A 23,190-nucleotide genomic window follows, 5' to 3' on the forward strand; every position below is an offset into this window, starting at 1 on the left:
GTGGATAAAATTATTGATGCGCAGCACCCGGTTGCGACGCGGCACGGTTCACGCTCAGAGTGAAGATGATTAACGCGCCAATGATGGCGACCCCGGCCAGAGTCAGCAGACCCGCCGCATCGCTGGCGAACATCGTTTCCGCCTTCACGCGCAGGATCGGTGCGATAAATCCCCCTACCGCGCCAAACAGGTTAACAAAGCCGATCCCCGCCGCCAGCGCCGTACCCGAAAGCAGCTGCGTCGGCATGGTCCAGAACACCGGTTGTACCGCAATAAAGCCCACCGCCGCGACGCAAAGCGCCAGTATCGCCAGCACCGGAGAAACCAGCCCGGAAAGCCCAATACCAATGCCAGCCGCTAACAGCGTCAGCGCGGCGACATTTCGGCGATCGCCGGTGCGGTCGGAATAGCGCGGGATGAGCCAGGTGCCAAACAGCGCGGCGACCCACGGAATGGCGGTGACCACCGACGCGGTGAACCCCACTTTGGTGCCCAACAACGCCGCCACCTGCGTCGGCAGAAAGAAGATCAGGCCGTACACCGCCACCTGGATCGTCAGGTAAATGATCGCCAGTTGCCAGACGCGTCCGTTACGCAGGGCATCGGTGAGTTTTGACGTGACTTTCTTCTCTTCTTCGCTCGCCAGTTGGCTTATCAGCGCGGCCTTTTCTTCTGCGCTCAGGAAACGTGCCTGTTGCGGCGTGTCGTCCAGCCAGAAAAACGTGAACACGCCTGCGCCAACCGCCAGTAAACCTTCGATAACGAACATCCAGAACCATCCCGGATGCCCCATGAAGCCGTGCATTTCCAGCAGCGCGCCGGAAAGCGGCGACCCCAGCGTCAGCGCCAGCGGCGCGCCCATATAGAACAGCCCCATAATGCTTGCGCGGGTGCGCTGCGGGAACCACTGCGAGGTCAGATAGATCATGCCGGGGAAGAAACCGGCTTCCGCCGCCCCCAGCAGGGTACGAATAATCAGGAATTTCGCCTCTGTATCCGCCCACGCCATCGCCGCGGAGAGAAAGCCCCACAGCAGCGTGGTGGTGCCGATCCAGGTTCTCGCCCCCAGTTTGCGCATCAGCAGGTTGGCAGGCACCCCGAGAAAGGCGTAGACCACGAAGAAAATCCCCGCCCCCAGCGCATAGGCTTCATTGCTTAGCCCGGTATCAATTTGATAGGTCTCTTTGGCGAAGCCAATATTCGAACGATCCAGAAACGCCAGTACGTACAGCGTGAGCATGAACGGGATCAAACGCGCGCGGTTTTTCTTTACGACGCGGTCAAGCAAAGTGGTACTCATAGCAAGATCCTCAACAGGGAGGGCGTTGCCGGATAAACGGCAACGCACAGGTCATTAGTGGCTATAAGGGCGTTTCAGGTTGCAGTCGCGGTTAAGCTCGACGCCAAATCCAGGCTTATCCAGTACAGATTTATGAATGCGTCCGTTCACCGGCACCGGCTCATCGAGCAGGATCGGGTCAAACTGCGGGCGCATCGTTGAACAGTCCGGGCTGGTCATCAGGAATTCGCTGAATGGCGTATTCGTGAAGGTAATGACCGCGTGATGCGAATAGACCGAGGAACCGTGTGGCACCACCAGCTGTCCGCGCGCTTTGGCGATAGCGGCGATCTCGACCAGTGTGGTCAGGCCGCCGCACCAGCCCACATCCGGCTGCATAATGTCGATGCCGGTTTCCGACAAGGTGCGGAAAGACTGGAGGGTGCCGTGATGCTCACCGCTGGTGACCATCATCCCCGCCGGCGCATTGCGCTTCAGTTCGCGGTAGCCTTCGTACTGCTGCGGCGGCAGACACTCTTCAATCCATTTCAGATTGTAAGGCGCACAGGCGTGGGCCAGTTTGGTGGCATAGTTCACGTCCTGGCTCATCCAGCAGTCGAGCATCAGCCAGAAGTCCGGGCCACATTTCTCGCGCATATCGGCGACCATTGCCGCGTCTTTACGGATCCCCGCATCGCCGTCATACGGCCCCCAGTGGGTCGGCATTTTCCCGCCGATAAAGCCCATCCCTTTCGCCAGATCAGGACGGGCGCCAGTGGCATAGAACTGAATTTCGTCCCGCACTGCGCCGCCAAGCAGTTTGTAAACCGGCAGGCCAACGACTTTACCGAACAGATCCCACAACGCCAGATCGACGCAGGAAATCGTGTTCATGACCAGACCGCCGGAACCGGAATAGTACATGGTCGCGCCAAGCATTTGATCGTGTATCAGTTTGATGTCGCTGACACATTTCCCTTCGATAAACCGATTGAGATGCTTTTCAACGATAAAACAGCCCATCTCGCCCGCCGTGGAAACGGCAAAGCCCGTCTGGCCGTTATCGGCTTCGACTTCCACAATCAGCGTGCCCAGTACGTTGATCCCGAAAGACTGACGCGACTGTTCGTACTCGCGATATTTACTCATCGGCGTGGCGATGTGATCGTCAATCCAGTGATTGGCCCCCTGATCGTGATAGTCACCGCCGCCAGCGCCTTTTTCAGCCGTAGCGCCGCCGGTAAACCAGGCGCGAACATGTTTAATTTTAGGTAGGGTCATGATGTTCTCCATTTATGATGCGAGTGAATCGAAGGGACTTTTCCATCCCAGAAGGCGTGAAATATCCTTCGCGCAGGCAATCGCCTTCCCGGCCAGATAATCACGGTTCTCATCGTTGATTTGTAATCGGGTGCCGACCACCGAAATGGCGGCGGCGGGTTCATTGTTGGCATTAAAAACTGGCGCGGCGACGCAACGCACGTCCGGGTAATCTTCACCGTTGTCAAAGCTCCATCCACGCTGGCGGATGCGCTCCAGTTCGTCGCTAAGCTGTTGCGGATCGGTAATGGTCGTCGGCGTCGCCTTTTCCCATACCAGTTGCGCAATGATGGCTTTGCGCACCGGCGCCGGTTGCCAGGCCAGCAGACATTTGCCGATACCGGAACGATAGAGCGAAAGGCTTTTACCTTCGTGGGAGCGAACGCTGATGGTGGAGGAAGATTCCACTTTCAGGATGTAGTAAGCACTCTCGTGATCGATGATCCCCAAATGGCAGAGCATGCCGGTTTCATCCATCAACTGTGTCAGGCGCGGGCGTGCCAGTTCACGCAGATCCATTTTGCTAAGCGCATGTCCGGAAAGCTCCACCAGTTTGGTCCACAGGCAAAAATTCTCCTGATGGTCGACGCTGATAAATCGCTGGCGCTTCAGTTCGTTGAGCAGCAGATACGCGGTGCTCTTGGGAATGCCCAGCGTCTCAATGATCGTCGCCGCGCTGCACGGGCCAATCCTCGCGATCAGATTAAGGATGTCGATGGCGCGGGTAAGCGCCGGCACTTTACTTGATTCCAACATACTGGACTCCAGTCTGAGATACTGGAATCAGTGTGATCGGTACGCGGGGGGAAATTTGTGAAGCACATCAAATCGCGCCTCACTTCCAGTAGAATGGAAAAAAAATGAGGAAAAATGTGAATAAACGCACGGATTTTTTCGGCGGGAGTACAGCAGGTTGGACAAGCATGACGGCTTATTGCCGGATGGCGACTGACGCCACGGTGGGCATCTTAAAAAGCGCTATCGCCCAGGCCCGGTATGCCGTAACGCAACCGGGCAGTGTGCCGGATACTTTTTTACAAGCGAGTCAGCGCGATCACAGCGTAAACGACTCGACCACCTCAATCCAGCCGTGCTCTGTCGCGATCTCCTGATGGTTAAGCCAGCGGCGCAGCATATTCAGCGCCATCATCGCGCAGACTTCCTGACGCACCTGCAAGCTATGCCGTGTGACGCTAAAATGAACCCGTAGCGCCCAGGTGCCGTCTGGCGTGGCCAGGGCAAAATTAAGATGTTCGTTTTCCAGGCCGGATACCGCCAGCGCCAGACCGGCATAATGGTTACCGCGACGCTCGTTCGTCCAGTGCGCGGTTTGCGCCAGCGTTTCTTCCTGAGAAGGCACCACTTCACTGGCCAGAAGCGGCGCGCCCGCCCTTGAAAGCTGCAACGCCACCAGCCCTGCGGTGTACTGCTCGCTGAGCGTCAGGCTAAGCTGCCTTTTCTGCAGTTCACGGGCAATTTGCGCAGGCAGGCCTTCCGTGCCTTCAAAGATCAGGCTTTGTCCGGCAACGCGCTTCACCTCCTGCCACAGAGTTTGCATCGCTTCACGCTGGGCGTATGGGCCAGTGAGCTTCAACTCGATGATCGGCATTGACGAACGATACCCCAGCGTCACCCCTTCCGGCAGCGTCAGCGAGTCGAGGCTTTGGGCAAGATCGCTTTCCGAACGTCCAAAGGTCGTCAGACGCAGACACAGCGGTGCTTCGCTCAGCGCGAAGCGTTCACGCAGGCGCGGCAAGATCTCGTGCTCAATCATCACCTTAAATTCAGACGGCACGCCCGGCGTGAAAAACATCAGGCAGCGATTCAACTGAACCGCAAAGCCACAGGCGGTCCCGACCGGATTGTTGATAAACTCGGCGCTGGCCGGCAGCTCCGCCTGTTTGCGGTTGCTGGGCGCCATCGCCCGACCGCGCTCGCGGAAAAAACGCGCCATTTCAGCAAGCCAGGGTTCATGTAACACCAGCCCCTCCCCCTTTGCCGTCGCCGCCGCCAGGGCGCTCAGATCATCGCTGGTGGGGCCCAGCCCGCCATTGACGATCAGAACATCTGCGTGCTGGCTGCGCTCGCGCAAAACGGCGACCAGGTCGTCAAGATTGTCGCCCACCGTGTTGCGACGCGTTAAGGGTAATCCCTGATTAAAGAAAAAATCGGCCAGCCAGGCGGCGTTAGTGTCGACAATTTGCCCATGCAACACTTCATCCCCGGTGGATAGCATCTCCACGTGTAACATCGTGTTCTCCTGCTTTTATGATGCAAACACTATAACGCATGAAGAAGGAGGAGGAGAAAAAAACAGGCGCGGCAGGACGCCGCGCCGAAGCGATTAGAAGCTGGCGTTAACCCCAACATACGGACCGTCAGCAATTGCGTTGTCGCGGTTGCCGTCTTTGCCCGCCAGATTCAGATAGCGATAGCCCGCTTCAATGCTCAGCGGACGCAGAAGGGTCCAGCGTGCGCCAGCGTTAGCTTCTTCATAGCTGTCAATACCGCTGGACAGCGAGTCCGGTGAGTAATAGTACTCGCCAAACAGACGGAAGCTGTCGCCAATCGGCCACTGCAGCCCGCCGCCGACCGCCGCCGCGTAACCTTCTTCACCATCCTTGGGATTGGTATAAATGCCTTTGCCGCCGACCGTTGCCAGCATGGGTCCAAGAGGAATATTTAACCCCAAACCCAGACCTGCGGCGTCGCCGTCGTCATCGTTGTGCATCCAGTTACCGCTCAGCGCCAGGCCGCTGGACTCCGTACCAAATCCAACACCGAGATTGGTGTAATCTTCCCCCGCCTGACCGCTGATACTCATCGCATTCACGGTCGCAGACACGAACAGCATTCCAGCCAGTCCAACTATTACGCTTTTTTTCATTTTTACCCTTTCCAGCAAGCAATTGCGCAAAACGTCCCAAAACCGCCGGATTGTACTGTCATTAACGCAGGAATCAAGGTGTTAAAAAATGGTTAGTTCAGGGTTTTGTAACTAAATAAGATCGGTCTGGTAAGGGGAAACGGTAACGAAATCCGTATAGCCAATAGGGGCTTGCCCAGGATCAATTTTTTATTGATCAATCTTCCTTACATTAATTCCCGGTTTTGTCTGGAAAAGAGACGTTTTTTACTCGTGTTGTCAGGCGATATGCTTTTCGCTGGCACATTTACCTCTGCTTTAAGGAACATTATCGTGCGTCAAAGGACTATTGTTTGCCCCTTAATACAGAATAATGGCAGTTACCTGTTGTGCCAGATGGCCGACGATCGCGGTGTTTTTCCGGGTCAATGGGCCTTATCAGGCGGTGGCGTGGAGCCGGGGGAGCTAATTGAAGACGCCCTGCGTCGTGAGATCCGCGAAGAGCTCGGAGATGAATTGATACTGAGTGATATTAAACCCTGGACGTTCAGCGATGATATCCGTACTAAAACCTATCCGGACGGTAGTCAGGAAGAGATCTACATGATTTACCTGATCTTTGACTGCATTGCCGCTAACCGTGAAGTGCATATTAACGAAGAGTTTCAGGCCTTCGCCTGGGTCAAACCGGAAGATTTACCGAAATATGATCTGAATATCGCCACGCGAAAAACGTTGGGACTGAAAGGATTACTTTAACAGAACATGACAGCCTTTATGGCTGTCATTGAGACGCTGATGAGATAAGCTTTTATTATTGAATCATCAATTGACCATCTAAATAAAGCTTACCGTGATCGGCATGCATCACTAAAGCGTCCAGATATCCCGGATCGTATTTAACGCCGCGCATATTTTCCGCCAGCCACGTCAGACAATGATTATGCGTAAAAATAACCGTATTTTTACCCTGTGACTGTTTGGCGAGGCGTAGAATAGCCCGTTGCGTTCCGCCTCCACATGTACGCATCGCGTTATCCACGGTGAGTTTCTTACCGCCGGAAAACCACGTCGCCGACTGAATAGTGCGTACGGCAGGACTGGCAAATAATGAATAATCGTTAATTTGTGCGGCGAACGTCTCTCCACGCGCCCTGGCCTGATGCGCGCCGTATGCGGTAATACCGGTTTTATCTGACAGACAGGGATGTTCGGAACGATCGCAGCGCTCAGCATGGCGAAACAGAACGATGACGGGGTGCTGCTTTGCCAGCAAGGCGAGCGTCGGGGTATTGATGCGCGGCAAACCGTTGCTGCTCCACGCCACCTTGCCGCTAACACCAATCAGAACAACCAGACTGACGATCAAAATAGCGGCATATTTTCGGGAATGAGAAAAATACTGGAAAAAAGCTGACACGTCACTTTCCACGCAATAAAAATAAATAAAATGTGGTCTACCTTTCGGTTTACCAGTCGAAAATTCGTGTCGTGAAAATGCCTTAAAATCTGAATAAAAGCAAAGGTTATTCAGGCGAATAATCCCTTTTTCGTCTTTATTTTATTTCTTAAGGTTAAATTAATGTTCGCCTGCTAATATTGCATTACCCGCTATTTAATAATTATTTCCCGAAGAGTTTAATGACGTTTTTCGGGGAGATTGCTCCCCCCGCGTATTCATTATCGATCCGCGTAAATCTGTCGCACCCAGTCGGTCAACGCCCGGCGTGAAATTTTGATGCCGCCGTTTTTAAGCGTATCCGGCAAGATCAACCACCCCACCGGCTGCTGGAAACGCGCCAGCTTGTCTTTCACCCATTCGCGAAGGTCCGGAACCGCTTCGCTGGCGTCATATTCCACGACCGCAACGGGACGTTGGCCGAACTCGGCATCCGCCACGGGAACAATAAAGACCTGTTGCACCTGCGGATGGGCGGCAATCACCCGCTCAACCTCTTCCGGTTGGATCCCTTCGCCACCGCTAAAAAAGAGATTATCCAGCCGCCCGAGAAGGGTTAATTTATTATTAGACAGCACACCGCGATCGCGTGTAGCAAACCATCCTTCGTCGTTAACCAGCGGCGCCAGTCTGCCGTTTCGCCAGTAACCTGCCGCCATGCTCGCCGCACGCAGCCACACTTCGTCATTAACAACGTTGACTTCGCGTCCCGGTAACGGCTCCCCGACGTCCGCCTGCCCATCGGCCTCTTTGGCGCATACCGTCGAGGCAAATTCGGTCAGTCCGTAGCCGCACCAACAGCGAATGCCCTGCGCGCGCGCCTGCTCCGTTAATGCAACCGGGATCGCCGCGCCGCCGAGCAGCACCGCCTTCAGCGAAACGGGCGTCTGGTTCATCAGCAACCGCCACAGTTGCGTTGGCACCAGCGACGCATGGGTGCATCCGGCCAGCATCTGCTCCAGCGGCTGTTTTTCCCGTACGGTCATCCGCGCGCCGGCAAACAGCCAGCGCCATAAGATGCCCTGACCGGAGACGTGAAACAGCGGCAGGGAAAGCAGCCAGTCGTCGTCTTTGCCGAAGGGTATCAGCGAGAGGACGCCTTCGGCGCTGGCGAGATGCGCCTTGCAGGTATGCACGGCGGCCTTAGGCAAACCGGTAGAGCCGGACGTCAGCGTCATTGAACTCAGACGCTGTGGTTGCCAGGCCACGCCATGATCGCCCGCCTCTTCCCGCATCGTCAGCGTCGTCAAAAAAGCAAAGGGATTGTCGCCTTCGCGATCCAGCGCAAACTGTAACGTCAGATCCGGCAGCAGCGTGGACAGAAGCGACTGCGGAAGCTGCGGGTTGATCGGCAGAACACGCGCGCCGCACTGCAATAGCGCCAGCCACGCCAACAGCGTCTGAGGATGGTTCCAGGCGCGCAGCATTACCCCACTGCCTTCCACCACGCCCTGCGCGGCAAAGCCGCCCGCCAGCGCGTTAATGCGCTGGCAGAGCGCTTGCCAGGTGAGTACCTCATCATTCAGGCGCAGAGCGGGCGCATCCCCTCTTACCTGCCGCCAGTGACGCCACGGCCAGTCAGAAAAGCTCATTGCACCCGTTCCAGCGCATCAAGTTCTGTACACGGTAGCGTGCTGCCCGGCCAGCGGCGAAGCTGCTGCGTCTGCATCAGGTTCAGGGTGTCGAGACCGGGAATGGTCTGCGGCGTCAGCCACGCGGCAATACGCGCCAACTGCGTTAAACCCAGGCTCGATTCAAGGGACGAACTGATCACCGCCGTCAGCCCCAGCGCATGTGCGGACTCAACCTGTTGACGAACCTTGTCCAGCGAGCCGGTCAGCGTCGGCTTGATCACCACCGCGCGGACGCCCTCTTCCGCCTCGAAGGCGAAGTCGGCATCGCGCAGGCTTTCATCCCAGGCGATGGCAATACCGGTCTCACGGGCAAATGCCCGGGAATCGTCGCGGGTTTTACACGGTTCTTCCAGGAAAGCGATGCGATGGCGATAGTCCGGGTTGACGTACTTCGCAAATTGTTGCGCTTTCAGCGGTGTCCAGGCACGGTTGGCATCCAGACGCAGATGCAGTTCCGGTATCGCCTCCAGCAGCAGGTTAACCACCATGCCGTCGCGTACCGCTTCGTACAGGCCGACTTTAATCTTCGCCACTTTTTCGCCAGGCATGTCGGCCAGTTGCAGCACCAGATCGTCCGGATCGCCGGTACACAGCGGCGCGGCGCGATAGTCCGCCGCCGCGGGCAGCATTCCCGTCAGTTCCGCCTGCGCGCAGCTGACGCCAAACGCCACCGACGGCATATCCGGCAGTAACTCGCCGCCCAGCAGCCAGTCGTTAACCCAGGCCAGCAGGGCCACCTGCGCATCTTCAACGGTTTCGAGGCTAAAGCCTGGCAGCGGGGAGATCTCTCCCCACCCTTCCTGTTCGCCGTCACGCAGACAGACATACAGCCCGTCGCGGGTTTTTAACCGCCTGTCACGCAGAACCACCCCCGCGTCCATGGGGATCTGCCAGCGGTATACCTGCGCGCTACGCATTACGGATTCCGTTTGAATTTGCTGAAATCAGGCTGACGTTTCTGGTTGAAGGCGTTACGGCCTTCCTGACCTTCTTCCGTCATATAGAACAGCATGGTGGCATTTCCCGCCAGTTCCTGCAGACCCGCCTGCCCGTCACAGTCGGCGTTCAGCGCGGCTTTCAGGCAGCGCAGCGCCATCGGGCTGTTTTGCAGCATTTCGCGACACCAACGCACGGTCTCTTTTTCCAGATCCGCCAGCGGAACTACGGTGTTAACCAGCCCCATATCCAGCGCCTGCTGCGCATCATACTGACGGCACAGGAACCAGATTTCACGCGCTTTCTTTTGTCCAACGATCCGCGCCATGTAAGATGCGCCCCAGCCGCCGTCAAACGAACCGACTTTCGGGCCGGTCTGGCCGAAAATTGCATTTTCCGCTGCGATGGTCAGATCGCACATCATATGCAGCACGTGGCCGCCGCCGATGGAATAACCGGCCACCATCGCCACTACCGGCTTCGGACAGGTGCGGATCTGGCGCTGGAAATCCAGCACGTTCAGGTGATGTACGCCGGAGTCGTCCTGGTAACCGCCGTAGTCGCCGCGCACCTTCTGGTCGCCACCCGCGCAAAAGGCTTTGTCACCTTCGCCAGTGAGGATAATCACCCCCACGTTGTCGTCATAACGGGCATCCGCCAGCGCCTGGATCATCTCTTTAACGGTCAAAGGACGGAAAGCGTTGCGCACCTGTGGACGGTTAATGGTGATTTTTGCAATACCGTCGCTGGACTTCTCATAGCGAATATCGGTGTAGCCTTCAGAGCAGTCGAGCCATTCAACCGGTGCGTAAAGCATTGTTTCATCAGGATAGATCATAGTGTGTCCTTTAGTCAGAGACGCAGAATCTGCGCCAGACACGCCACCACGCCAGCGGGATTTTCCCGGTGCGCGTTGTGTCCGGCGTTACGAATCACATGGCTTTCCGCCGCTAATTCCGCCGCAAGCGCGCGGAATTTGCTGTCACGTTCACCACATAAATAATAAAACGGAAATGTCCGCGCGGTGAGCGCCGCGCGTAAATCGGGCTGCGCCGCAAGCGAGGTGGCTTCGAGCATCGCCGCCAGCGTGCCGCCGTTATTGTCGCTTCGCAGGGCAACCAGTTCGGCCCTTTGCCCGGCATTTAACGAGGCAAAAACGGGTTGTTGATACCAGTCGCTGAAAACGTCTCGCAGCGCTTCCTGGCGAAAACGCTGCGCCCAGTGGGCATCGGAACGACGGCGCGCGTCGCGCGCCGCCTCACTTTGTAGCCCCGGATGACCGCCTTCAACCACCAGGCCACACAGTCCGGTCATCCCCTGACAGGCTGCCGTCATCGCCACTCTGCCGCCGAGCGAGTAACCCACCAGCCAGTAGTCCAGTATGTTGTAACTAATTAAAGTACTGCGCAGTAATTCGATCACCTGCGCAAATCCGCTTACGCGAATCTCAGCGGAACCGCCGTGGCCGGGCAGATCGACATACAGACGGGAAAACGCCGTCAACTGCTCGCCGACCGCCTGCCATTCCCGGCAGTCGCCGGAAAAACCGTGCAGAAAAACCAGCCAGGGCGCGCCGGGCTTAGCGGGTTTCGCCTGCGCGTGCAGGTTCATAGATGGCTTACCTGCGCCAGCAGTTGCTGCAACGTCCGGGTGCCGTCGGTATCGTTAACCACCAGTTCAATCACCGTCGTCGCGGGTGTTCGCCACGCGCCGGCTATCGCCGCGTCCAGTTCATCCCAGGTTTCCGGACGATAATATTTCAGCTCGAACATCGCGGCAGCGTGTTCAAAATGGACATTTTGCGGCATCAGATAAAATCGCTCGCGTTCGCTCTGCGGCGTCGGCAGTAGTGAGAAAATCTGTCCACCGTTATTGTTGACGACAATCAGTACGAACGGCGCGGATACCTGGCGCAGCAGCGCCAGCGCGTTAAGATCGTAGAGCGCCGAAAGATCGCCGACAATCGCCAGCGTTGATTTGGCGCTGGCGCGCTGTACGCCCGCGGCGGTTGACAATAAGCCGTCAATGCCGCTCGCCCCACGGTTGCTGTATACCGGATATCCCGCGGGTAACTGTGAAAACGCATCGATCAGGCGCACCACCAGGCTGTTACCGACGAACAACTGTCCCTGTTCGGGCAAATAGTCGCGGAGGCGGTGCGCCAGTTGCGCTTCGCCAAACGCGTCACGACGCGCCGCCACCGCCTGCCAGGCCTGCTCAGCCAGACGCGGGATCGCCACGCACCAGGGCTTGCGTTTTTCCGCCGGATGCAATGCCAGCCAGTCGCCAATTTTCGCCACCAGACGGCGACCGCGATGATGGGCCGGATCCAGCCGCCCTTCGATATTATCGACAATCCAGTATTCGTCCGGCGTGCAGGTTGCCTGCCACTGCAGCAACCGTTTCCCGGTCAGGCTGCTGCCCAACTGTACGACGATCTGCGCCTGTTGCAGTTCGGTGACCGCCTTCGCGTTCCCGAGCCACAGATCGGCACAGGGCAGCGGTTGTCCGGTTTGCGACAGCACATCGCCAATTAGCGGCCAGCCCAGCGTTTGCGCCCACTCGGCAACCTTTTTACCCTCTTCCGCGCTCATGCGCCCGGCAACGACCACCCCTCGCTTCTGGCGCCAGAAAAACCAGTCGCGCTGCTTTTCACTTTCCAGCCGACGCGCTTCGCGCAGCCAGGGCTTGTCATCCTGCCACCAGTCGCCGAGGCGCTGCTGCCAGGCCAGTCCCGTGTCGTCCATATCACCATACAACGGTTCGGCAAAGGGACAGTTGATGTGCACGGCGCCTGCATGCAGCGACGCCAGCGCGTTATCGATGGTCGAAACCAGCCAGCTTGCAGGAATATCCTGCGTCGGACGCGGCAGCGAGATCGTTTGCGACGGATGGGACGCAAACATCCCTGCCTGGCGAATGGCCTGATTCGCACCGCAGTCGATCAGTTCAGGGGGGCGATCGGCCGTCAGCAGAATCAGCTTTTCACCGGTCAGCCCCGCTTCAATCAGCGCCGGATAGAGGTTAGCCACCGCCGTACCGGACGTGACGATTACCGCCACCGGTTGTTTGCTCGCCTTTGCCAGTCCCAGCGCCAGATGACCAAGTCCACGCTCATCGAAATGCGTGTGGTGAATAAATGCCGCGTTTTCCGCCGCCGCCAGCGTGAGGGGCGTGGAACGCGAGCCAGGGGCAATGCAGACATGCCTGACACCGTGGCGAGTTAATGCTTCCAGAATGACCGCCGCCCAGCGTCGGTTAAATGCGCTTACTGACATGAGTTTGTCCGGTATCAATATTGCGACTCAGTATAAAGAATGGAAAAAATGGATTATTGATATGAATCGGAATTAAGTGACTCATTATCCGTCCATCTGTAACAAAGTTCTCAGACCTGCGGCTTTATTGTTGATTTCCTGCCATTCCTGTTCGGGATCGGAACCGCGAACAATGCCCGCTCCGGCATACAGTCTGACCACGTTGTCGGTGATTTTCGCTGAGCGCAGCGACACGCAAAACTCGCTTTGCTGTAACGACAAATAACCCGCCGACCCGGCGTACCATTCGCGTTCGAACGGTTCATGTTGATGAATGAACATCCGCGCGCGATCCCGGGGGATCCCCGCCACCGCCGCCGTCGGCTGGAGTTGCAGTAAGCACAGCGTATCGTCAGGCTGATTCAGCGCCGTCCAGATGCAGCGGCGCAAATGCTGGACCTTTCGCAGCCTCAGCACTTTTGGCGGCAGCACGTCCAGCGAATGGGTATATTGTTGTAATCGCTGGCAAATATCTTCGACCACCAGCATGTTTTCGCGCTGATTTTTATCGTCCTTCATTAACCACTCGCCCAGTTGCCAGGCTTTGTAGTCATCAGGATCGTTAGCGACTGTCCCCGCCAGCGCCTCGGTCCGGAGCGCGGTATCCCGCCGCCGCCAGAGTCGCTCCGGGGATGAGCCAAGAAAAGCGCTGTTCGCGCAAAAGGCCATATAGAAATGATAGCAGTTCAGATTCAGACGACGGCTTGCCGCCATCATCGCGGCCGCATTCACCGGACGAGAAAATTGCAGGTCGCTGGCGCGCGCCAACACCACTTTTTCCAGTTGGTCTTCGGCAATCGTGCGCGTTGCCTGCTGAATCAGCGTCACCCAGCCTGCTTTTTCCGGCCAGTGCTGCTCGCCAACCAGGGTGAGCCGCAGCGCCGCCAGCGGTTTGACGCTCGCCAGTGAAGCGAGAAACGACAGCGCCCGGTCGGCATCCTCACGCAGCGATCTGTCGCTCCAGACATGCAACCGCAGCACCGCCACGCCCGCACAGCGCCGCCATTCCAGACGGGGCAAAAAGAGTTCGCCCGTTTTCGGGTCGAAGGCGTTCAGTCCCCAGACTCGCAGGTCGCTTTGCTGTGGGTGGTCGCGAAGAAAACGCTGCGCGGCATCAAGCGAGGAAAAGCGGGAAACCGAACCGAGCACGGCGGCTTCTTCATCGCCGTTGCGCTGCTGCCAGTAAAATTGTGGGTAAACAGGCTGGCTCGCAAGCCAGCTTAACGCGTCGAAAGCGTCATTGAGGGGGAAAGGGACATCGAAAACCCGCATGCCCGGCGCGGCGGGTAATTCCTGCGATAAAAGGCGCGTCAGGCTTTCCAGCGCAGTAGTGAGTGAATTCACGCGGACCTCTCCCTGTTAAAAACCTCACATTATACGGGGTACTACAGAAAAAATGCAGTACCCCAGTTTAGGGAGTCGATGCGTTTCCGGTGAGGGTTAACGCCGTGCGAGCAGCAAGCCCAGTACCATACCTACCGCTGCGCCCACGCCGATCCCCTGCCACGGTTTTTCATGCACATAGTCATCAGCGCGATATACCGCCTGTTTTGCGCGATAGTAATAGCTGTCGGACGCATGGCTGACGCGATTTTTTACATCTTCCAGCGCTTGTTCTGCGCGCGCTTTGAGTTCGATATACTTTTGATCGGCAGGGTCACCCGAAGAGCGCAGCACCTCTTCCAGCGTCTCGCTCAGCAACGTCAGGTCGTCATCAATACGCGAATCACCAAACTGATAAGACATTCTCGTTCTCCATTTTAGTAAAACCTGTTCCTAACTATAGACAACGACGCGGATTTACGCCTGAATTGCCTCACGGGCCATACCGATATGGGCAATGCCGTCTTCATCATAGACATCGGTCACAGGCGTAAAACCGAATCGCGCGTAGAAGTTTTGCAGATGCGCCTGCGCGCCGAGATACAGCGCTTTTTGCGGCCAGTGCTGCTGGCAGGCGGCGAGCGTCCGGGACATCAGATGTTGGCCAAGCTTTTCGCCACGCAGGGCTTCGCTGACGATCACCCGGCCAATGACCACCGGCTCCAGCGCGTTGTCACTTTTCAGAATCCTCGCGTACGCCACCAGCTCATCGTTATGCCAGCCGAGGATATGGCGGTTTTCACCCACCAGATCGTCGCCGTCAATATCCAGATAAGGGCAGTGCTGTTCGACGACAAACACCGCGCAGCGCAGTTTAAGTAGCGCGTACAACGCGGGAACCGTTAATTGTGAATGATGCAGATCTTGCCAGGTAATCATCGCGCCCTCCTTTTGCTCAAACGTTTTATACTAGCCAGAATAAGTTGAAAAAGTGTAATGAAATAATGGAATTTATCTTTTTAGGTACCTCGGCGGGCGTCCCTACCCGCGCGCGCAACGTCACGGCGATATTGTTGCATCTGCACCATCCCACTCAGCCTGCGCTGTGGCTGTTTGACTGCGGGGAAGGCACGCAGCAGCAGATGCTGGAGACGGCGTTTCATCCCGGCAAGATTGAACGCATTTTTATCAGCCACCTGCATGGCGATCATCTGTTTGGTTTACCGGGTCTGTTGTGTAGCCGCTCGATGGCAGGCAATCCGCATCCGCTGACCCTTTATGGTCCCAAAGGGCTTCGTGAATTCACCGAAACCAGCCTGCGCCTGAGCGGTTCGTGGACCGATTATCCACTGGATATCATCGAGATTACCGCCGGTGAAATCCTTGACGACGGCTTGCGAAAGGTGACCGCCTACCCGCTTGAACACCCGCTGGAATGCTACGGCTACCGCGTTGAAGAACACGACAAACCGGGTGCGCTTGACGCCAACGCGCTGAAAGCCGCGGGGGTTACGCCGGGTCCCTGGTTTCAGGACTTGAAAGCCGGAAAGACAATTACCCTTGATGATGGCCGCACCATCAACGGCGCGGACTACCTTGCTCCGGCAACCACGGGCAAAGCGGTGGCCATTTTTGGCGACACGGCGCCCTGCATCGGCGCCCTTGCGCTGGCGAAAGGGGTTGACGTGATGATTCACGAAACCACCCTGGATGCCTCGATGGAAGAGAAGGCCAACAGCCGGGGTCACAGCTCCACCCGTCAGGCGGCGATGCTGGCGAAAGAGGCAGGAGTCGGCAAGCTCATCATGACGCATATCAGTTCACGCTACGATGAAACTGGCTGCCAGCGCCTTCTGGCGGAGTGTCGGGCCATTTTTCCGCACACGGAACTGGCTGCGGATTTCGCCGTTTTCACGGTTTAACGCTCCACTTTTTGTCCCCGGTGCCGATAACAGTAAAAAGGCAGTATTCACACTGAGGACAGAATGGACAATTTCCAGAAAGATATCGATGACAGGGCGAATCTCACCCTGTCCAACCGCTTTGAGCTGCTGCTGTTTCGTTTGGGAACCTCCCTGCACGAGCAAAAGTCTGAGCTGTTTGGCATTAACGTCTTTAAGTTGCGTGAAATTGTGCCAATGCCGACGTTTACGCGTCCGGCAGGCATGAAGGCGCCGCTGCTGGGGATGGTGAATATTCGCGATCAGGTGATCCCGGTGATCGACCTCCCCGCCGTCGCCGGGTGTCAACCGGAAAACGGGTTGAATATCCTGCTGATCACTGAATACGCCCGCAGCGTCCAGGCCTTCGCCGTCGAGTCAGTGGAAAACATCATGCGTCTGGACTGGCAGCAGGTGCATACCGCCGAGAAAGCGGTAAACGGACGTTACATCACCAGTATCGCCTGCCTGGACGAGGACAAAGAGACCAACAACCTGGCGCTAGTGCTGGACGTTGAGCAGATCCTGTATGACATCGTGCCTGCAAACCATGACCTACGCGCCACGGAACTGAAAACCAGTAAATTCAACATTACCCCCGGAGCGGTGGCCATTGTCGCCGAAGACTCTCGCGTGGCCCGGGCGATGCTGGAAAAAGGCTTGAACGCAATGGACATTCCGCACCAGATGCACGTTACCGGAAAAGACGCGTGGGAGAAAATCCAGCAACTGGCGAAAGAGGCCGAAGCGGAAGGCAAAGCCATCAGCGAAAAAATCGCCCTGGTGCTTACCGACCTGGAAATGCCAGAGATGGACGGATTCACCCTTACCCGTAAGATTAAAACCGATGAACGCCTAAAGCACATTCCAGTGGTGATCCACTCCTCTTTGTCTGGCAGCGCCAACGAAGATCACGTACGCAAAGTGAAAGCTGACGGCTATGTGGCGAAGTTTGAAATCAACGAGCTGTCGTCAGTTATTCAGGAAGTGATGACGCGCGCGGTGAACAGAATTGACGGCCCGCTGGTGAGCAGACAGCGGTTAAGCGGATCCTAATAACACCAGAGAGGCTGGGCGTTATGCCAGCCCACAAAAAAACCCGCCGAAGCGGGTTTTTTTAGGTCTGCGTTTCGCTTACATCAGCGGCATCGCTAACTGCACAATGCTGATCAGCGGCTGCGGCCAGACGCCGAGCACCAGCACCAGCAGCGCGGAGATCAGCACCACAATGCCGCCCGCGCTGTACTGCCAGTTCGACGGCGCATCGCGGTTAAGCTGCTGCGGCGCGCTCAGGTACAGGCTGACCGCAACGCGCAGGTAGTAGTACAAACCAATCGCGGAACCGACCACCACGGCGGCAACCAGCCACCACAGGCTGGCCTGCACGCCGACCGCCAGCACGTAGAACTTGCCGATAAAGCCGAGCGTCATCGGGATACCCGCCAGCGACAGCATCATTACCGTCATGACCGCGGCGAGAACAGGACGATGCCAGAACAGACCGCGATAGGAGAACAGTGAATCAGCATCCGGCCCACGGTACGGACTGGACATCAGACTGACCACACCAAACGCGCCAAGGCTGCTAAAGAGATAGCCGGCCAGGTAGACGCCTACCGCTTCCATCGACATCTCGCCACTCTGCAGGGCAATCAGCGCCACCAGCAGATAGCCGAGGTGAGAGATGGAGGAGTAACCGAGCAGACGCTTAATGTTGGTCTGGCTCAGCGCCATCAGGTTACCGAAGATGATGGAGGCAAAGGCGATAATGCCCAGCACCACGCGTACCGCTTCGCTGTCGCCTACTGGCGCATAGAGGAACAAACGCATCACCACACCGAAGATAGCGATTTTGCTCGCCGTCGCCAGGAAGGTCGATACCGGCGCAGGCGCGCCCTGGTAGACGTCAGGCGTCCACAGGTGGAACGGCACCAGAGACAGTTTAAAGCCGAGGCCGACAATCATCATCCCGAAGCCCGCCAGCAACAGTGGTTCGCTCAGCATACCGTCGCCGAGGCTCTTGCCGAGGGCCACGAACGACAGGTTGCCGGACTGTGCGTACACCAGCGCCATACCAAACAGCAGGAAGGAAGACGCGGCGGCGGACAGGATAGTGTATTTGATACTGGCTTCCAGCGAGCGCTTCTGGCGGAAGGCATAGCCTACCAGACCAAACAGCGGCAGGGAGATCAGTTCGATACCGAGGAACAGCGCGGCCAGATGGTTAGCGTTCGCCAGCAGGATCCCGCCCAGAGCGGCAATCAGCACCAGCAGGTAGAACTCTTCCCGGTTGTCGTCATAGCCTTCCAGCCACGGGTAGGCAAACGTACAGGTCGCCAGGCTCGCCAGCAGAACCAGCCCGGTGTAGAGCATGGCGAAACCGTCAACCCGCATCAGCGGCGTGACGTCCATGGCGCCCGCCTGGCCAACAAACCAGAGCGAAACCAGCGCAGCGTTAAGCCCAATGACCGACAGCGTGGCATTGAGAAAGTGATTGCGTCGCCACGCAATGGAGAGCATCACAACCACCACCGTCAAGCCGACGATCAGCAGCGGTAGCAGCGCAATCAGGTGTTGTGGAGTTATTGTCATGGCGATTTACGGCCTTGTAGTAGAAACGGAATTAACAAACCACTGCTGGATGTTGCTCATCGCGGAATGCGACGTATCCAGAATCGGCTGCGGATAGAAGCCAAGCAGTACCAGAAGCACGACCAGCAACAGGATGATAAACAGCTCGCGCAGCGACATCCCTGCCAGTTCCTGATTCGCAATCTGGCTTTTGGCTTTACCGAAGTAAGCACGATGCAGCATCGCCAGCGAGTAAACAGAGGCAAACACCAGACCAAAGGTGGAGATGACGGTGATCACCGGAACAACCTGGTAGCTGCCGAACAGGATCATAAATTCACCGACGAAGTTACCGGTGCCAGGCATACCGAGCGTTGCCACTGCGAAGAACATCGACAGCGCAGGCAGCCACTTCATTTTGCCCCACAGGCCGCCCATCATACGCATATCACGCGTATGCAGACGTTCGTACAGCTGGCCGCAAAGGATAAACAGACCCGCCGCGGACAGACCGTGCGCGATCATCTGGATCACCGCCCCCTGGTACGCCAGCTGGCTGCCGGTGTAGATAGCAATCAGCACGAAGCCCATATGGGAGACGGAGGTGTAGGCAATCAGACGCTTGATGTCGTACTGGGTAAACGCCATCCACGCACCGTAGAAGATGCCGATCACACCCAGCCACATGGCAATCGGCGCGAACTCCGCAGAGGCGTTCGGAAACAGCGGCAGAGAAAAACGCAGCAGACCGTAGGCCGCGGTTTTCAGCAGAATCCCCGCAAGGTCAACGGAACCGGCGGTCGGCGCCTGAGAGTGCGCATCCGGCAGCCAGCCGTGCAGCGGAACCACCGGCATTTTCACCGCGAAGGCGATGAAGAAGCCCAGCATCAGCAAGTATTCGACGCCGTGGGACATCGGGGTATTCAGCAACGCTTCATAGTTGAAGGTCCAGACGCCGGTTGCATTGTAATGCACGAACACCAGCGCCAGGATCGCAATCAGCATCACCAGACCGCTCGCCTGGGTGTAAATGAAGAACTTGGTTGCCGCCGTGATACGCGTTTTACCGTCGGACGCCTTATGGCCCCACAGCGCGATCAGGAAGTACATCGGCACCAGCATCATTTCCCAGAAGAAGAAGAACAGGAACATGTCGATGGCGAGGAACACGCCGATCACACCGCCCAGGATCCACATCAGGTTCAGGTGGAAGAAGCCCTGGTATTTTTCGATTTCTCGCCAGGAGCAAAGTACCGCCAGAACGCCGAGCAGGCCGGTCAGCACCACCATCAGCAGCGACAGACCGTCGATAGCCAGATGAATAGAGATGCCAAAGCGCGGGATCCACGGCAGGACAAATTCAGACTGCCACTGCGGAATGCCAGCGGATTGCGTCAGTGAATAGCCGCCCTGCAACCACAGCTGCAGGCCAAGCGCAAGCGTCAGTCCCATGGTGATCAGCGCGATCCAGCGCGGCACCTTCACGCCAAAGCGTTCGGTCTGCCAGCACAGAAACCCACCAATGAAGGGAATAAGTATTAGCCAGGGTAATAACATGGCAGTATTTGTTCCTTGTTTAAGTCCGGTTCAGGCTATCTTGCTCGTCATAGCGACCCCGGCTGTGCTCGCAATCCGCACGTACTTAAGTACGCTTCGGTTGCTGTGCGCAGGCGGTGTCCACTCTGACTTCGCCGATAACGCCTGTCCTGTCGGACCTGATTTTCAACGAATTTCAACAAATTCACGTTTGAGTGCGGTTTGTTGTGTTGGGTGGCGCTTTGCTTACCCGACCTACGGTCTTGTAGGCCCGGTAAGCGCAGCGCCACCGGGCAAAACCGCGATCTCAAATCAACGTAAAACCATCAACAACGCCAGCACCACAACCGCACCGATGCTCATGGATGCCACATACCAGCGCAGATAGCCGTTCTCGCTGAACAGCAGGCCTTTACCTGCAAAGCGGGAAAGGATTGCCGGTACGTTCATCAGCGCATTCAGCGGATCGCGCTTCAGCAGCCAGGCCACGCCAAGGAACGGCTTCACGAACACTTTGTCGTACAGCCAGTCAAAGCCCCAGGCGTTGTACCACCAGGTGCCCAGCAGACGGCCCGGCGCACTGTTGGCGATGGACGTCACCAGCGTGCGTTTGCCCAGCCACAGCCATGCGGCAATCAGGATGCCCGCGATCGCCACGACACCAGAGGTAATTTCCAGCGTCATTACGCGGCCATGTTCAAGTTCGGTAGTCTGCGGCAGAACCCCCTGCAGCGGCGGCACAATCAGCGCGCCGACAAAGGTGGACAGCACCATCAGGACAATCAGCGGCAGATGGTGGGTGATCCCCTTCCCTGCATGTGCGTGAATTTGTTCTTTACCGTGGAATACGATGAAAATCATTCGGAAGGTATACAGAGAGGTCATGAATGCACCGACCAGACCTGCCACCATCAGATTGATATGACCGTTCGCCATCGCGCCAGCCAAAATCTCATCCTTACTGAAGAAGCCTGCGGTCACCAGCGGCAGCGCCGACAGCGCCGCGCCGCCCACCAGGAAGCAGAGATACACCAGCGGAATGGACTTACGCAGGCCGCCCATCTTGAAGATGTTCTGTTCATGATGGCAGGCCAGGATAACGGAGCCAGACGCCAGGAACAGCAGCGCTTTAAAGAAGGCGTGCGTCATCAGGTGGAAAATCGCCGCATCCCACGCCTGCACGCCGAGCGCCAGGAACATGTAGCCAATCTGACTCATGGTGGAGTATGCCAGCACACGTTTGATGTCGGTTTGCACCAGCGCGGCGAAACCGGCCATCACCAGCGTGATTGCGCCCACGATCCCAACCAGATGCAGGATTTCCGGGGTCATCAGGAACAGGCCGTGCGTACGTGCGATCAGATAGACGCCGGCGGTGACCATGGTCGCGGCGTGGATCAGCGCGGAGACAGGCGTCGGGCCAGCCATCGCGTCGGCAAGCCAGGTCTGCAACGGCAGCTGTGCGGATTTCCCTACCGCTCCCCCCAGCAACATCAGCGTCGCCCAGGTCAGCATATTGTTGCCCGCGTCGAAATGCGCTGGCGCCAGTTCAACCATTTCGCGGAAGTTCAGGGTACCCAGCTCGTTGTAGAGGATGAACAGCGCGAAGGCGAGGAATACGTCACCCACGCGGGTTACGACGAACGCTTTCATCGCCGCGGCGCCATTCTTCGGATCGCTGTAATAGAAGCCGATCAGTAAGTAAGAACACAGGCCCACGCCTTCCCAGCCGAGGTACATCAACAACAGGTTATCGGACAGCACCAGAACAACCATACTGGCGATAAACAGGTTGGTGTAGGCGAAGAAGCGAGAGTAACCCTCTTCGCCGCGCATGTACCAGGAAGCGAACATGTGGATCAGGAAACCCACGCCGGTAACCACGGAAAGCATGGTCAGCGACAGGCCGTCCAGCACCAGGTTGAAGCCGATATTGAAATCACCGACCGACATCCACGTCCACAGCGGCTGGCTGTACGCCTGCTTGCCGTTCGCGAAGAAGTCCATACCGACAAATGCGGTTACCAGCGCCGCCAGACCGATGGAGCCAACGCCCACGGTCGCGGAGAGATTTTCCGACCAGCGTCCGCGAGAGAACGCCAGCAGTACAAAGCCAATCAATGGCAGAATAATGGTTAAGGCAAGCATGTTCATCCACGCATCTCACTTACTGAATCGATGTTCAGGTTCTGGCGACGGCGATGAAGTTGCAGCAGCAGCGCAAGGCCGATGCTCGCTTCAGCCGCCGCAAGGCTGATGGCGAGAATGTACATCACCTGACCATCGGTCTGGCCCCAGTAGCTTCCGGCGACCACAAAAGCCAGCGCGGAAGCGTTGATCATGATCTCCAGCCCAATCAGCATAAACAGCAGATTGCGGCGGATAACCAGACCGGTTAAGCCCAGAACAAATAAAATTGCCGCGAGGATCAGTCCGTGTTGTAAGGGGATCATGCGTGCTCCTCCGTTTTTCTTTTCGCGCTGTCGTCCTTACGGTTGCTCAGCACTTCCCCGGCGCGTTCTTCACGCCCCACGTGGAAAGCGACAACCAGACCGGCCAGCAGTAGCATAGACGCCAGCTCCACCGCCAGAACGTAAGGTCCGAACAGGGTGATACCGACGGCTTTCGCGCTAATCGGCTCACCGTCAATGCCCTGGTCGTTAACGCCAAGAATGGCGTAGACAATCACCACCAGCATGATGGCCGACAGAACCGCCGGGCCAATCCACACCTGCGGCTTCAGCCATTGGCGTTCCTGTTCAATTTCAGACCCGCCCAGGTTGAGCATCATCACCACGAACACGAACAGCACCATGATGGCGCCCGCGTAGACGATGATTTCCAGCGCACCGGCGAAGTAAGCGCCCAGCGAGAAGAACACCCCGGAAATCGCCAGCAGCGAAATAATCAGGTACAGCAGCGCATGCACCGGATTGGTATGGGTGATCACTCGCAAGGTTGCGAGAATGGCTATCAGGCCACAGATATAAAAAGCGAACTCCATTGCCC

22 protein-coding genes are annotated in these 23,190 nt (G+C 57.2%); 3 read left to right on the forward strand and 19 right to left on the reverse strand.

The genetic code is table 11. From position 1 onward, the window contains the following. Positions 1–10: 10 nt before the first annotated feature. From OGY07_RS09910 to OGY07_RS09930, 5 genes are all read right to left on the reverse strand, one after another. Complete coding sequence (locus OGY07_RS09910; RefSeq protein WP_042290623.1) at positions 11–1,300, reverse strand: MFS transporter; 1,290 nt, start codon at positions 1,298–1,300, stop codon at positions 11–13. A gap of 54 nt (positions 1,301–1,354) precedes the next feature. Beyond that, positions 1,355–2,560: an L-rhamnonate dehydratase gene (gene rhmD / locus OGY07_RS09915; RefSeq protein ID WP_286600267.1), complete on the reverse strand. Its 1,206-nt coding sequence runs from the start codon at positions 2,558–2,560 to the stop codon at positions 1,355–1,357. Positions 2,561–2,572: 12 nt separating this feature from the next. Further along, entirely contained in the window at positions 2,573–3,355 is a 783-nt protein-coding gene (locus tag OGY07_RS09920) for an IclR family transcriptional regulator (RefSeq protein ID WP_042290625.1), read from the reverse strand. A gap of 298 nt (positions 3,356–3,653) precedes the next feature. Beyond that, positions 3,654–4,850 (reverse strand): nicotinamide mononucleotide deamidase-related protein YfaY, encoded by a 1,197-nt coding sequence (locus OGY07_RS09925; RefSeq protein WP_181822839.1) that lies wholly within the window; start codon positions 4,848–4,850, stop codon positions 3,654–3,656. A 93-nt stretch (positions 4,851–4,943) separates the two neighbouring features. Beyond that, the gene (locus OGY07_RS09930; RefSeq protein WP_042290635.1) at positions 4,944–5,486 is read right to left on the reverse strand and encodes a YfaZ family protein; all 543 of its coding nucleotides are present in this window, start codon (positions 5,484–5,486) and stop codon (positions 4,944–4,946) included. A 312-nt stretch (positions 5,487–5,798) separates the two neighbouring features. Here OGY07_RS09930 and nudI point away from each other — a divergent pair, with 312 nt between their 5' ends. Beyond that, positions 5,799–6,224 (forward strand): nucleoside triphosphatase NudI, encoded by a 426-nt coding sequence (gene nudI / locus OGY07_RS09935; RefSeq protein ID WP_181822838.1) that lies wholly within the window; start codon positions 5,799–5,801, stop codon positions 6,222–6,224. 55 nt (positions 6,225–6,279) lie between these two features. On the opposite strand, the gene OGY07_RS09940 is transcribed toward nudI, so the two are convergent. The 9 genes from OGY07_RS09940 to OGY07_RS09980 form a co-directional block, all read right to left on the reverse strand. Beyond that, positions 6,280–6,885, reverse strand: a complete 606-nt coding sequence (locus OGY07_RS09940; RefSeq protein ID WP_042290640.1) for a histidine phosphatase family protein — start codon at positions 6,883–6,885, stop codon at positions 6,280–6,282. Positions 6,886–7,145: 260 nt separating this feature from the next. Beyond that, positions 7,146–8,516, reverse strand: a complete 1,371-nt coding sequence (gene menE, locus OGY07_RS09945; protein ID WP_286600273.1) for an o-succinylbenzoate--CoA ligase — start codon at positions 8,514–8,516, stop codon at positions 7,146–7,148. Then, entirely contained in the window at positions 8,513–9,475 is a 963-nt protein-coding gene (gene menC / locus OGY07_RS09950) for an o-succinylbenzoate synthase (RefSeq protein ID WP_286600275.1), read from the reverse strand. The genes menE and menC overlap by 4 nt, the downstream gene beginning before the upstream one ends. Further along, positions 9,475–10,332 carry a 1,4-dihydroxy-2-naphthoyl-CoA synthase gene (gene menB / locus OGY07_RS09955; protein ID WP_286600278.1) on the reverse strand — a complete coding sequence of 286 codons (858 nt, stop codon included), beginning with the start codon at positions 10,330–10,332 and terminating at the stop codon, positions 9,475–9,477. The genes menC and menB overlap by 1 nt, the downstream gene beginning before the upstream one ends. A gap of 14 nt (positions 10,333–10,346) precedes the next feature. Then, positions 10,347–11,105, reverse strand: coding sequence for a 2-succinyl-6-hydroxy-2,4-cyclohexadiene-1-carboxylate synthase (gene menH / locus OGY07_RS09960; protein ID WP_286600280.1), 759 nt, complete (start codon positions 11,103–11,105; stop codon positions 10,347–10,349). Then, on the reverse strand, positions 11,102–12,772 hold the full coding sequence (gene menD, locus OGY07_RS09965; RefSeq protein ID WP_286600282.1) for a 2-succinyl-5-enolpyruvyl-6-hydroxy-3-cyclohexene-1-carboxylic-acid synthase: 1,671 nt from the start codon (positions 12,770–12,772) through the stop codon (positions 11,102–11,104). The genes menH and menD overlap by 4 nt, the downstream gene beginning before the upstream one ends. A gap of 84 nt (positions 12,773–12,856) precedes the next feature. Continuing rightward, positions 12,857–14,155, reverse strand: coding sequence for an isochorismate synthase MenF (gene menF / locus OGY07_RS09970; RefSeq protein WP_205612453.1), 1,299 nt, complete (start codon positions 14,153–14,155; stop codon positions 12,857–12,859). Between the two features lie 96 nt (positions 14,156–14,251). Further along, a complete protein-coding gene (elaB, locus tag OGY07_RS09975) occupies positions 14,252–14,557 on the reverse strand; it encodes a stress response protein ElaB (protein WP_042290656.1) in 306 nt (101 codons plus the stop codon). 54 nt (positions 14,558–14,611) lie between these two features. After that, positions 14,612–15,073, reverse strand: coding sequence for a GNAT family N-acetyltransferase (locus OGY07_RS09980; protein WP_060570114.1), 462 nt, complete (start codon positions 15,071–15,073; stop codon positions 14,612–14,614). Between the two features lie 65 nt (positions 15,074–15,138). Between OGY07_RS09980 and rbn the strand changes: the two genes are divergently transcribed. Further along, on the forward strand, positions 15,139–16,056 hold the full coding sequence (gene rbn, locus OGY07_RS09985; RefSeq protein ID WP_286600284.1) for a ribonuclease BN: 918 nt from the start codon (positions 15,139–15,141) through the stop codon (positions 16,054–16,056). 63 nt (positions 16,057–16,119) lie between these two features. Then, positions 16,120–17,130 carry a chemotaxis protein gene (locus OGY07_RS09990; protein WP_200034606.1) on the forward strand — a complete coding sequence of 337 codons (1,011 nt, stop codon included), beginning with the start codon at positions 16,120–16,122 and terminating at the stop codon, positions 17,128–17,130. A 78-nt stretch (positions 17,131–17,208) separates the two neighbouring features. Here OGY07_RS09990 and nuoN read toward each other — a convergent pair whose 3' ends face one another. The 5 genes from nuoN to nuoJ form a co-directional block, all read right to left on the reverse strand. Next, a complete protein-coding gene (gene nuoN / locus OGY07_RS09995; protein ID WP_042290665.1) occupies positions 17,209–18,666 on the reverse strand; it encodes an NADH-quinone oxidoreductase subunit NuoN in 1,458 nt (485 codons plus the stop codon). 6 nt (positions 18,667–18,672) lie between these two features. Further along, positions 18,673–20,202 carry an NADH-quinone oxidoreductase subunit M gene (gene nuoM, locus OGY07_RS10000; protein WP_042290666.1) on the reverse strand — a complete coding sequence of 510 codons (1,530 nt, stop codon included), beginning with the start codon at positions 20,200–20,202 and terminating at the stop codon, positions 18,673–18,675. 291 nt (positions 20,203–20,493) lie between these two features. Next, on the reverse strand, positions 20,494–22,335 hold the full coding sequence (gene nuoL, locus OGY07_RS10005; RefSeq protein WP_042290669.1) for an NADH-quinone oxidoreductase subunit L: 1,842 nt from the start codon (positions 22,333–22,335) through the stop codon (positions 20,494–20,496). Then, a complete protein-coding gene (nuoK, locus tag OGY07_RS10010; RefSeq protein WP_000612644.1) occupies positions 22,332–22,634 on the reverse strand; it encodes an NADH-quinone oxidoreductase subunit NuoK in 303 nt (100 codons plus the stop codon). Before nuoK ends, nuoL begins: the two co-directional genes overlap by 4 nt. Next, a complete protein-coding gene (nuoJ, locus tag OGY07_RS10015; protein ID WP_042290671.1) occupies positions 22,631–23,185 on the reverse strand; it encodes an NADH-quinone oxidoreductase subunit J in 555 nt (184 codons plus the stop codon). Before nuoJ ends, nuoK begins: the two co-directional genes overlap by 4 nt. Positions 23,186–23,190 lie beyond the last annotated feature (5 nt).

Source organism: Citrobacter sp. Cs237, from assembly GCF_030332325.1.
Taxonomy (GTDB): domain Bacteria; phylum Pseudomonadota; class Gammaproteobacteria; order Enterobacterales; family Enterobacteriaceae; genus Citrobacter_A; species Citrobacter_A sedlakii.

What these genes read in the sequence shown, in the direction of transcription:
- OGY07_RS09925 (WP_181822839.1), bottom strand. Translation starts at nt 4,850, where the DNA reads ATGTTACACGTGGAGATGCTATCCACCGGGGATGAAGTGTTGCATGGG.
- menD (WP_286600282.1), bottom strand. Translation starts at nt 12,772, where the DNA reads ATGTCAGTAAGCGCATTTAACCGACGCTGGGCGGCGGTCATTCTGGAA.
- menH (WP_286600280.1), bottom strand. Translation starts at nt 11,105, where the DNA reads ATGAACCTGCACGCGCAGGCGAAACCCGCTAAGCCCGGCGCGCCCTGG.
- menE (WP_286600273.1), bottom strand. Translation starts at nt 8,516, where the DNA reads ATGAGCTTTTCTGACTGGCCGTGGCGTCACTGGCGGCAGGTAAGAGGG.
- OGY07_RS09920 (WP_042290625.1), bottom strand. Translation starts at nt 3,355, where the DNA reads ATGTTGGAATCAAGTAAAGTGCCGGCGCTTACCCGCGCCATCGACATC.
- menC (WP_286600275.1), bottom strand. Translation starts at nt 9,475, where the DNA reads ATGCGTAGCGCGCAGGTATACCGCTGGCAGATCCCCATGGACGCGGGG.
- OGY07_RS09930 (WP_042290635.1), bottom strand. Translation starts at nt 5,486, where the DNA reads ATGAAAAAAAGCGTAATAGTTGGACTGGCTGGAATGCTGTTCGTGTCT.
- rbn (WP_286600284.1), top strand. Translation starts at nt 15,139, where the DNA reads ATGGAATTTATCTTTTTAGGTACCTCGGCGGGCGTCCCTACCCGCGCG.
- menB (WP_286600278.1), bottom strand. Translation starts at nt 10,332, where the DNA reads ATGATCTATCCTGATGAAACAATGCTTTACGCACCGGTTGAATGGCTC.
- nuoK (WP_000612644.1), bottom strand. Translation starts at nt 22,634, where the DNA reads ATGATCCCCTTACAACACGGACTGATCCTCGCGGCAATTTTATTTGTT.
- rhmD (WP_286600267.1), bottom strand. Translation starts at nt 2,560, where the DNA reads ATGACCCTACCTAAAATTAAACATGTTCGCGCCTGGTTTACCGGCGGC.
- OGY07_RS09980 (WP_060570114.1), bottom strand. Translation starts at nt 15,073, where the DNA reads ATGATTACCTGGCAAGATCTGCATCATTCACAATTAACGGTTCCCGCG.
- nuoL (WP_042290669.1), bottom strand. Translation starts at nt 22,335, where the DNA reads ATGAACATGCTTGCCTTAACCATTATTCTGCCATTGATTGGCTTTGTA.
- nuoM (WP_042290666.1), bottom strand. Translation starts at nt 20,202, where the DNA reads ATGTTATTACCCTGGCTAATACTTATTCCCTTCATTGGTGGGTTTCTG.
- elaB (WP_042290656.1), bottom strand. Translation starts at nt 14,557, where the DNA reads ATGTCTTATCAGTTTGGTGATTCGCGTATTGATGACGACCTGACGTTG.
- nuoN (WP_042290665.1), bottom strand. Translation starts at nt 18,666, where the DNA reads ATGACAATAACTCCACAACACCTGATTGCGCTGCTACCGCTGCTGATC.
- OGY07_RS09990 (WP_200034606.1), top strand. Translation starts at nt 16,120, where the DNA reads ATGGACAATTTCCAGAAAGATATCGATGACAGGGCGAATCTCACCCTG.
- OGY07_RS09910 (WP_042290623.1), bottom strand. Translation starts at nt 1,300, where the DNA reads ATGAGTACCACTTTGCTTGACCGCGTCGTAAAGAAAAACCGCGCGCGT.
- nuoJ (WP_042290671.1), bottom strand. Translation starts at nt 23,185, where the DNA reads ATGGAGTTCGCTTTTTATATCTGTGGCCTGATAGCCATTCTCGCAACC.